Origin of the sequence: Calidithermus terrae, from assembly GCF_003574345.1 — a bacterium.
In the GTDB taxonomy this organism is placed as follows: Bacteria; Deinococcota; Deinococci; order Deinococcales; family Thermaceae; genus Calidithermus; species Calidithermus chliarophilus.
Map to the genome: position 1 here is coordinate 1 of NZ_QXDL01000175.1, position 8,811 is coordinate 8,811.

General features: G+C 68.9%; 10 protein-coding genes. 2 read left to right on the plus strand and 8 right to left on the minus strand.

The features are described from left to right. Window positions 1-310: 310 nt before the first annotated feature. Window positions 311-1,393 carry a fatty acid desaturase family protein gene (locus tag Mterra_RS16195; RefSeq protein WP_119316106.1) on the minus strand — a complete coding sequence of 361 codons (1,083 nt, stop codon included), beginning with the start codon at window positions 1,391-1,393 and terminating at the stop codon, window positions 311-313. A 124-nt stretch (window positions 1,394-1,517) separates the two neighbouring features. After that, window positions 1,518-1,667 carry a hypothetical protein gene (locus Mterra_RS22475; RefSeq protein WP_157202929.1) on the minus strand — a complete coding sequence of 50 codons (150 nt, stop codon included), beginning with the start codon at window positions 1,665-1,667 and terminating at the stop codon, window positions 1,518-1,520. 189 nt (window positions 1,668-1,856) lie between these two features. Here Mterra_RS22475 and Mterra_RS16200 point away from each other — a divergent pair, with 189 nt between their 5' ends. Further along, complete coding sequence (locus Mterra_RS16200) at window positions 1,857-2,324, plus strand: CHRD domain-containing protein (protein WP_119316107.1); 468 nt, start codon at window positions 1,857-1,859, stop codon at window positions 2,322-2,324. 208 nt (window positions 2,325-2,532) lie between these two features. Here Mterra_RS16200 and minC read toward each other — a convergent pair whose 3' ends face one another. The 6 genes from minC to Mterra_RS16230 form a co-directional block, all read right to left on the minus strand. Beyond that, a complete protein-coding gene (gene minC / locus Mterra_RS16205) occupies window positions 2,533-3,075 on the minus strand; it encodes a septum site-determining protein MinC (protein WP_119316108.1) in 543 nt (180 codons plus the stop codon). Between the two features lie 246 nt (window positions 3,076-3,321). Beyond that, a complete protein-coding gene (locus Mterra_RS16210) occupies window positions 3,322-5,157 on the minus strand; it encodes a penicillin-binding transpeptidase domain-containing protein (RefSeq protein WP_119316109.1) in 1,836 nt (611 codons plus the stop codon). Then, the gene (mreD, locus tag Mterra_RS16215; protein ID WP_119316110.1) at window positions 5,150-5,629 is read right to left on the minus strand and encodes a rod shape-determining protein MreD; all 480 of its coding nucleotides are present in this window, start codon (window positions 5,627-5,629) and stop codon (window positions 5,150-5,152) included. Before mreD ends, Mterra_RS16210 begins: the two co-directional genes overlap by 8 nt. Window positions 5,630-5,669: 40 nt before the next feature. Then, window positions 5,670-6,464 carry a rod shape-determining protein MreC gene (gene mreC, locus Mterra_RS16220; protein ID WP_119316111.1) on the minus strand — a complete coding sequence of 265 codons (795 nt, stop codon included), beginning with the start codon at window positions 6,462-6,464 and terminating at the stop codon, window positions 5,670-5,672. Next, the gene (locus Mterra_RS16225) at window positions 6,461-7,066 is read right to left on the minus strand and encodes a Maf family protein (protein WP_119316112.1); all 606 of its coding nucleotides are present in this window, start codon (window positions 7,064-7,066) and stop codon (window positions 6,461-6,463) included. The genes mreC and Mterra_RS16225 overlap by 4 nt, the downstream gene beginning before the upstream one ends. 267 nt (window positions 7,067-7,333) lie before the next feature. After that, window positions 7,334-8,437, minus strand: coding sequence for a phospholipase D-like domain-containing protein (locus Mterra_RS16230; RefSeq protein ID WP_119316113.1), 1,104 nt, complete (start codon window positions 8,435-8,437; stop codon window positions 7,334-7,336). Between the two features lie 93 nt (window positions 8,438-8,530). Between Mterra_RS16230 and Mterra_RS22900 the strand changes: the two genes are divergently transcribed. Further along, on the plus strand, window positions 8,531-8,811 hold a 281-nt coding region (locus Mterra_RS22900), incomplete at its 3' end, for a hypothetical protein (RefSeq protein ID WP_218022953.1).

An 8,811-nucleotide genomic window follows, 5' to 3' on the forward strand; every position in this document is an offset into this window, starting at 1 on the left:
ACGCAAAACGCAAGACGCCAGACGCCAGACGCCAGACGTAAGACGCAAGACGCAAGACGCCTTGTCACCCCCCTTGGCAAGGGGAGATGGGGAGGGGGTATCCCCCCAGCCCCCCTTGCTAAGGGGGGTGACAAGGCGTCTTGCGTTTGGCGTCTTGCGTTTGGCGTCTTGCGTTTGGCGTCTTGCGTTTGGCGTCTTGCGTTTGGCGTCTTGCGTTTGGCGTCTTGCGTTTGGCGTTTTGCGTACGACGTACGACGTAGGACGTACGCCCCGCTATCGGCTATGAGCTATCAGCGCTCAGCCACCGGCGTCACTTCTGCGTCCGGGTCTTGCGGCGCTGCCTGCGAGCCTCGGCCTTGCGGGGGAACACTTTGGCGTCGTTGAGGCCGAAGCCCATGGTGCCGAAGACCTTGCCGGTGGTGGGCTCGATGAGGTTGCGGTGGTCGCGGTAGAGGCGGGGGGTCTTCCAGAGGTAGACCAGCGCCTTCCAGTGCGGCAGCTCGTTGTAGCGCTCGGGCCACAGCTCTTTGATCTTGGCGGCGACGATGTGGGCGTACTTGGGCGAGAGCACCGGGAAGACGTGGTGCTCGATGTGGTAGCCGAAGCCCAGGGTGAGCCACTCGAGCCAGCGCGGGTTGCGCACGGTGAGGCTGTTGAGCAGGGGGTCGTTGGTCTCGGTGATGGGGTTGAGCAGGTGGTTGGTGGCGATGAAGCTCATCGCGATGAAGTTGGCGATGACCCAGGGGATCACGAAGACGAACAGGAAGTTGAGCGGCCCCACCAGCAGCAGCACGCCCAGCCACACCAAAGGCGGCAGGATGGCCTGGAAGATCACCGCCGGGCGCTCGTTGGGCTTGAAGTCGGGGAAGAAGCGCCGCAGCATCATGTGGGCGTGGAGGGTGAACCAGAAGGTCCAGGCGAAGAAGAGGAAGAAGCTGCGCAGCGCCGGGACCTGGCGGAAGGCCCACTGCACGATGGGGCGCTTGGTGGCCGACTCGAGGGTGCCCATGGCGTCGGGGTCGTCCTCGGGGTGTTGGGTGGAGCCGTGGTGCTCGACGTTGTGCCACTTGCGCCACAGCCGCGCGCCCACCATCAGCGGCACGAAGGCGATGGTGCCGGTGATGGAGCGCAGAACGGGGTTCTTGGTGACCGCCCCGTGCAGGATCTCGTGCGCCAGGAAGCCCATCCCGATGAAGGCATAGCCGATCCCGAAGGATAAGAGCAGCTTGAGCAGGATATAGGGAGTGGCCAGGATGCCCCAGGTGCACAGGCCGAACAGTGCCAGGAAGGCGGGCAGGAAGGCCAACCGGGCCGGGACGGGTTCGAAAAAGTGGCGGGGAAGGTGCGCTTTGAGCGCCTTGGTGTACTCACGCAGGTGTTGTTCTTCGGTCATGCATTCCTCTCCTCGATGGCATCGAAGTTGAGGCAGTATACATGGCAATACTTAGAACAACATGGAAGGAAGCACCCTAAAGCCCAACTAAAGGGCGGGCCCTGAGCCCGCCCTCCGCAAGGGGCTATTCGCCGTCGGGGAGGTCGTAAAGCTCGAGCACTTCCTCCCACAGGCGGCCCTTCTCGCGGGGCGGGAGGGCGGGCTCATCCCTCAACAAATGCTGCGGCACACAGGTGACGGAATCCGCCGGGGATTGGGGGGCGAGGCTTTCCATGAGCGCATCCTCCTCTACCCCTAGCCTAGACGCGGTATAAATCCCTGGCACGTTCACAAAGCCCGCGCGGCTACACCCGCGCGGCGGGTGTAGCCGGGGCCACTACACCGCCGCAGGCCGGAAGCTGTGTACTCGAGCCCCCGCAATCCAAACCCTACTCCCTCCACGTACGGCCGCGTGGAGGAAGCCATGAAGCATAAATGGGCATTTTTGGCGATAGCGGCAGTGCTGGCGGTGGGAGCCCTCGCCGCCCACGACACCAAGGCCGACGTGCGCTACACCGACCTGGCCGCGACGGGCGACAGCGGGGTCAAGGGATCGGCGGTGCTGATCACCCTTCCCAATGGGGACCTCGAGGTGTGGCTGCGGCTGGAGGGGCTCAAGCCGGGCTCGGGGATGTACGCCAACCACATCCACTTCAACGACGCGGGCGACGCCAACTGCAAGGCCCAGAACGGCAACAAGATCCTCGGCCTCAAGGACGCCATGGCCGGCCCCGACGGCACCGCCCTCGCCTACACCCGCATCCCGGCCGCCCAGGTCCCCGCCTACCCCAAGGGCACCACCTACGTGAACCTGCACGCCAACAGCCCGCAGGCCGTGGGCCCCAGCATTAGCTGCAGCGACGTGCTGACGATCAAGTTAGGCCAGCGGTGAGCGTCGGGCGTATTGCGTACGACGCTGAACGCGGGCTGTTCGTCTTACGCCTTACGTCGTACGTCCTACGTCGAACGCCTAACGCCCAACGCTAAAGGCAAAACGCGAGATGCCCTGGCCCTCGACGCTAGCAGGGAGTGCCAGGGCGGAGTGTATAGGGACGGCCTGTCGGTCGTCCCTCCGGCGTTCAACGCTCAGCGTTCAGCGCCTAGCGCTTTCCCCACGGCTCGAGCACGATCCGCCCCTCCGCCACCCGCGCCCGCTCGGGGCTCTTGGCGGTCTGGGGGTCGTCGGGTGCTTGGGCGACGTGGTGGGCGATGCGGATCTGCTTGGCCTCGAAGGCGCTGGCCCAGATGCTGGCCTCCTCGTTGCCGCTGGCCCCGGCGTGGGCTAAGCCGCGCAGCTTGCCCACCACGATCACGTCGCCCCCGGCGATGATCTCGGCCCCCGGGTTGACGTCGCCCAGCACCACCACCGTCCCGGGCGACTCGACGCGCTGCCCGGCGCGCAGGGTCTGGCCGACCACCTCGGTGTAGGGGATGAAGCGCTCCCCGCGCGGGGGCCGCAGGGTGAGCCCCCGCTCGCGCCCCACCTCGCACAGCACCTCCAGCACCTCCACCCCGATCTGGCCCGAGACCTCGACCTCGAGCGGCAACTCGGGCACCTCGGCCAGGGCCTTGCGCAGGACGTCGGGCGTTTCGTTGCCGTCGAGGCGCAGCGAAAGGCCGTTGAGGGTCGCTCGGATACGCATCTGGGAAGGTTATACCTCTATTCAGGGGGAAAAGGCAAAGTTCGGGACGCCGGACGCCGGGCGCCGGGCGCGGGTCGTACGTCTTACGTCCTACGCTGTACGCGAAACGCAAGACGCGAGACGCCTTGTCACCCCCCTTGGCAAGGGGGGCCGGGGGGGATATTCCCTCCCCGCGGGCGCGGAGGGTTGGGGAGGGGTCACCACAGGCCACAGGCCACGAGCTGACGGCTATTGACCAGCCATCGTTCACCGCACGGCGTTCGAAGGGGCAGGCTCCGGCGCGGGGGTTGGCGGCGTTTCGGGCTCTGGCGGCTTGGGCGCGAACTCGCCGATCTTCCAGTAGGCCTCCATCACGCGCTTGACGGCGGGCAGGGCCACCCCGAAGCCTTCGCCGCCGTTCTCGAAGAAGGCGACCACGGCCAGGGGCGGGCGGGGGTCGCCGGGCTCGGCGGGGCCGTAGCCCATGTACCAGGCGTGGGTGTAGCCGTAGCCCTTGCGGTAGCTCATGCCGTTCTCGGCGGTGCCGGTCTTGCCGGCGGTGGGCACCTCGAGGTTCCCCAGGATCGGGCGGGCGGTGCCCCAGGTGACGGTCTTGCGCATGCCCTCCTGCAGCACCGACCAGTACCTGCCCTCGACCTTGGCGAAGCGCGGCTGCACGGCCTGGCCGCCGACCTTGCGCACTAGGTGCAGCTCGGGCTGACGGCCCGAGTTGACGATGGTGACGAGCATCCGCGCGATCTGCACCGGGCTGGCCTCCACCGCGTCCTGGCCGATGGCGACCGAGAGCGACTGGCCGGGGTACCAGGGCTCGTTGAAGGTCTCCTCTTTCCACTTCTTGGTGGGCAGGAAGCCCTTGTCCTCGGCGATCTCGAGGCCCGTCGGCCGCCCCACCCCCAGCTTGTTGGCCCAATCGGCGATGCCGTCAACGGTCTTGTAGGGGTCGGCGGCGATGGCGGCCTGGTAGTACCAGGTGTTGCAGCTCTGGGCGATGGCCTCCCGCACCGTCATGGGGCCCATGTTCCCGGCGTACCAGTTCTTGCGGATGCCCCCGTACCTAATGTAAGGGCCGCAGTTGAACACCGTGCCGGGGGTGACGTTGGTCTTCTCGATGAAGTAGCTGCTGGTGGCGAGCTTGAAGGTGGAGCCGGGCGCGTAGGCGGTCACGGCGCGGTTGAGGGTGGGGAGGGACTTGTCGGAGTTGTAGGCCGCGATCTTCTTGTTGTCCTCGGGGGTACGGGGGTGGCGGGCGAAGAGCGCGGGGTCGAAGCTGGGGGAGCTGGCCATCGCCAGCACCTCGCCGTTGCGGGGGTCCACGGCCACGATGGCCCCCTTGACCACGCTCTCCGGCGGCAGCCCCATCTTGCGCCGCCCCTTGTTGACGTTCTCCAGGCTCTCCCTGAGCACGCGCTCGGCCAGGTGCTGCAATTCGACGTCGAGGGTGAGGTAGACGTCCTGGCCGGGCACGGGCTCCTTGGTGACCTGCTCGCTGACCCGCTCGCCGCGCACGTTCTTCTCCACCACCCGCTGGCCCTTCTGGCCCCTCAGGTACTTCTCCAGCGCCGCCTCGAGCCCGGTGCGCCCCACCAGCTCGCGCGGGTCGTAGCCCTGCTGCTCCACCTCCTGCTTGTTGGCGAAGAGCACGTAGCCCAGCACCGGCCCGGAGATGGGGCGGGGGTAGGTGCGCTCGAGGCGCTCGACGAGCTGCAGGTTGTCCTGCCCGGCGGTGAGCTCGGCCAGCGTGAGGACCAGGCTCTCGGGCACGTTGGCCTTGAGCGTCACCGGCTCGCGGCCCACCTCGGGCAGCTCGCTGAGCCCCAGCAGGCGCAGGATGCGCTCCTTGAAGAGGATCTCGCCCCCGGAGTAGACCAGGTCCACGGTGAGGCGGTTGCCCGCGATCATCTTGCCGTTGCGGTCGAAGATGCGGCCGCGGGGGGCCAGCACCGTCTCGGTGCGCAGGTAGTTGCCCTGGCTGCGGGTGGCGTACTTCTCGTAGCGCACGACCTGAAGCTGGAACAGCCGCACGGTGTAGACCCCCAGCACGGCATAGACGATCAGCAGCAGCAGCCAGATGCGGTTATTCACGTCTCGTCTCCCCCAGCACGCGCCGGGCCCAGCCCAGCAGGAAGGGCGCCAAACCCAGGGTGAGGAGGATCTCGGAGACGAAAACCCCGGTGAGGGCGGCGAAGGCGAAGGGCCCCCCGCGCAACCAGTACCCGACTAAAGCATAGCCCAACCACTTGGCGAGGAAGCTGCCGCCCAGGATGGTGATCTGCCCCAGCAGCTCGTCGGAGTGGAAGCTGCGCGAGAGGCGGTAGTAGACGTAGACCCCGCACAGCAGCCCGACCGTGTGCAGCCCAGGATACCCGGCCGACAACAGGTCCTGCAGGATGCCGATGACGAAGGCCAGGGGGAGCCCCACGTACAGCGGGTAGAAGCCCGCCAGGGCCAAAGCCGCCAGGAACGGCAGGTCCGGGGGGGCCACCTCGGCGGGCATCAGGCCCGAGATCAGGCCCTGGAGCAGGAAAGTCACGAGGATCAGGATGGCCGCACGCATAGGCTAAGCACAACGATAGTGGATTTTTCCCCGGCGGCGCTTACAAGGAGCGCAGCACCATCACTTCCTCGAGCAGCGAGAACTGCACCATGGGCCGCACCATCACCACCCGCTTCAGCGCCCCGGGCTTGACCGGCAGCACCTCGACCACCTCGCCCACCGGCAGGCGCGGGTAGAGCCCACGGAAGGCCCCCGACTCCACCCGGTCGCCCACCTTGACCTGGGCGTCGGGCGAGAGCTCGACCTTGAGCAGGTTGGGCGGCTGCCCGAAGGCGATGCCGCGCCCGCGCTTGCCCGGCAGCAGGATCGCCACCCGCGACTCAGGGTCCACGAGGGTGCGCACCACCGCCTCCCGCTCGGTGACCGCCACGACGGAGCCCACCAACCCGGCCGAGCCCGTCGCCACCACCGGGTCGCCCACCTTGAGGCCGTCCTTCTCCCCCAGCCCGATGACCAGGCGGCGGTACAGGCCCGAGGGGTCCTCGTCGATCACCGGCGCGATGGCCTTGGCGCCCAGCGCCTTCTGGTCGCGCACCTGCAACGCCGCGCCCAGCCGGCGGTTCTCCTCGCGCAACTGGGCGTTCTCCATGCGCAGCGTGGCGAGCTCCTGCCGCATGGCCCGGTTCTCGGCGCGCAGGTCGCGGCGGTCGTAGAGGGCGGCGAGGGCGGCGTGCAGGTTGGAGCCCAGGCGGTAGCTCAGGCCGAACAGCGGCGCGCTGCGGGCCGAGAACTCGGCGGGCAGGGCGGGCGCGAACTGGCGGGTGAGGCTCGAGAGCAGCAGCGCCAGCCCGAGCAACCCCGCGAACAGCAAGCGGCGCAGGATGACCTCGTTCAAGCCGCGTCACCCTCCCCGCCGCGGAAGTAGCCCCACCGGGCCAGCACCTGCCACAGCCGCCGCACCGGCAGCCCCATCACCGTGTAGAAGTCGCCCTCGACCGCGTCCACCAGCACCATGCCCCGCTCCTGCACGCCGTAGCCCCCGGCCTTATCCAGCCCCTCCCCGCTCGAGGCGTACCACTCGATCTCCCAGTCCTCCAGCGCCCGGAAGCGCACCCGCGCCGCGTCCACCAGAGCCTCCTCTTTGCCGGAAGGCAGGATAAGGGTCAGCCCGGTGAAAACCGTGTGGGTCTGGCCGGAGAGCCGCTCGAGGAAGTCCCGGTTCTCCGCCACGCTGCCCGGCTTGCCCAGCAGCTCCCCCCCCAGCGCCACCACCGTGTCGGCCGCCACCACCCACTCCCCCGGCCGCCACACCGCCTGCGCCTTGTGCAGCGCCAGCGTGCGCGCGAGCTCTTCGGCCGGGAGCGAGTCGAGGGCCTCCTCGTCGAGGTGGGCCGGGCGGCTCTGGAAAGGCAACCCCAGCCGCTCGAGCAGTTGCGCCCGGCGCGGGCTCTGGGAGGCCAGGATCAAAGTCGGCAAGCGGGCAGGGTCCAGCAGCATCTCCGTAAGAGTGTATAGCGACGAGGGGCAGGGTGTAAGCGGGAAGCGATGAGCCGTCAGCCTTCAACCGTCAGCCGTCAGCCTGTGGTCCGTGGTTCACCCCACCCCGGCCTTCCCCGCCGGCGGGGAGGGTTTATCCCCCCCAGCCCCCCTTGTTAAGGGGGGTAAAGAAAAGGCATTTTGCGTCTTGCGTACGGCGTACGACGTACGACGTACGACCCGCGCCCGGCTACCGGCTATCGGCGTCCGGCGTCCAGCTATCAGCCCTCACAACGGCTTCCCCGCCCGCCAGATGGCCTCGAGCTCCTCCCGGTAGCGCGCGGCGAGCTCGGGGCTGTCGAGGATGAGCAGGTTCTCGTTGTTGGAGCGGTAGGCCGAGGCCGAGAAGTTGTAGCTGCCCGTGACGACGCGGGCCCCGTCGATGACGACGACCTTGTTGTGCTGGGTGTAGGGGTTGCCGTCCCGGCGCACCTCGACGCCCGCGCGCGCGAGCTCCTCGTCGAGGGAGTTGACGAGGTTGCGCGCGTCGATCACCACCCGCACCCGCACGCCCCGGCGCCGCAGGGCCCCCAGCTCCTCGAGCACCCCCCGGTCGGTGAGCACGTAGGCCGCCACCAGCACATCCTCGCGCGCCCCGCGCAGGGCCTCCAGCAGCGCGGCGCGCGCCGCGGCCCCCCCGGCGGGGCTGAAGAAGGCCCGGCCCTCGAGCGGGCCCGCGCTGAAGCGGGCGGGCGCGCCCCGCCCCGCCCCCTCGCCCCGCCACAGGGCCTCGAACTCGGCGCGGTAGGCCCGCGCCAGCCCCGGCACCGGGAGGAACAGGCTGTTCTCGTTGTTGCGCTCGAAGGCGTTCCAGGTGAGGTTGGTGCTGCCGGTCCAGACCCCCGCCTCGTCGGGGAGCACGAACTTGTGGTGCATCAGCGGGTCGCGGTCGTCGTAGCAGACGGCGACCCTGCGCACCTCCTCGCAGCGCGGGCCCCGCGCCGGCGAGCGGGCCGGCGTTCCCGCCCCCAGGCTCTCCCAGGCCTCGCGCCGGTAGTCGCGGTCGGTGTACAGCCGCACCCGCACCCCCCGGGCCGCCGCCTCGAGCAGGGCCCTCCCGAGCTCGCGGTCCTCGAGCTCAAAGGCCGCCACGTCCACCTGCCGCTGGGCCGAGCCGATGAGCCCGACCAGCCGGGCCTTGGCCTTGGCCCCGTCCTTCGGCATCAGGTACAGCTCCACCTGCGCCCCGTCCGGGCCGACCACCGTGGACGTGCGGCTGTGCCACCACTGGTAAACCCACACCACCGCGACGATCAGGACGAGCGCCAGCAACTGCTCGAGCGACCGGCGGCTGCGTGGGGAGGGGCGTTTGGTTCTGCGACGGCGTGCCATGCTTTCTCCTCGAGCCCTGCCGACGAGCATCATAGCGGGTTTATTAAGACAAGGTCTCGTGCATAACCTGGACCTAGTTTGTAGAATCCCTCCATGCCCGTTTACGATGACCGCTCCAAGGAGCCGGTACATCCCTACCGCCCACGCCCGAGCAGCACGGGACACGAAGCCGAACCCGCGCTTCCTCCCGCACCTCTCCAGCGCGCTGAGGCAAAGGCGTCGGCGACACCCCACGGAGCTCGCCTGCAGCGGGAGTGGCTGCACCTGGAAATCCAGCGCTACCGGCGGCGGCTCGAGGAGACCCGGGAGGCTCCCGGCGGCCTCGCGGAGCGCCTCGAGGCCCGCCGCGGCCGGGGCACCCCCCTCCCCCCCGC

Coding starts and splice junctions, on each gene's coding strand:
- Mterra_RS16225 (WP_119316112.1), bottom strand. CDS start 7,066: ATGCTGCTGGACCCTGCCCGCTTGCCGACTTTGATCCTGGCCTCCCAG.
- minC (WP_119316108.1), bottom strand. CDS start 3,075: ATGCGTATCCGAGCGACCCTCAACGGCCTTTCGCTGCGCCTCGACGGC.
- Mterra_RS16230 (WP_119316113.1), bottom strand. CDS start 8,437: ATGGCACGCCGTCGCAGAACCAAACGCCCCTCCCCACGCAGCCGCCGG.
- Mterra_RS16195 (WP_119316106.1), bottom strand. CDS start 1,393: ATGACCGAAGAACAACACCTGCGTGAGTACACCAAGGCGCTCAAAGCG.
- Mterra_RS22475 (WP_157202929.1), bottom strand. CDS start 1,667: ATGGAAAGCCTCGCCCCCCAATCCCCGGCGGATTCCGTCACCTGTGTG.
- mreD (WP_119316110.1), bottom strand. CDS start 5,629: ATGCGTGCGGCCATCCTGATCCTCGTGACTTTCCTGCTCCAGGGCCTG.
- Mterra_RS16200 (WP_119316107.1), top strand. CDS start 1,857: ATGAAGCATAAATGGGCATTTTTGGCGATAGCGGCAGTGCTGGCGGTG.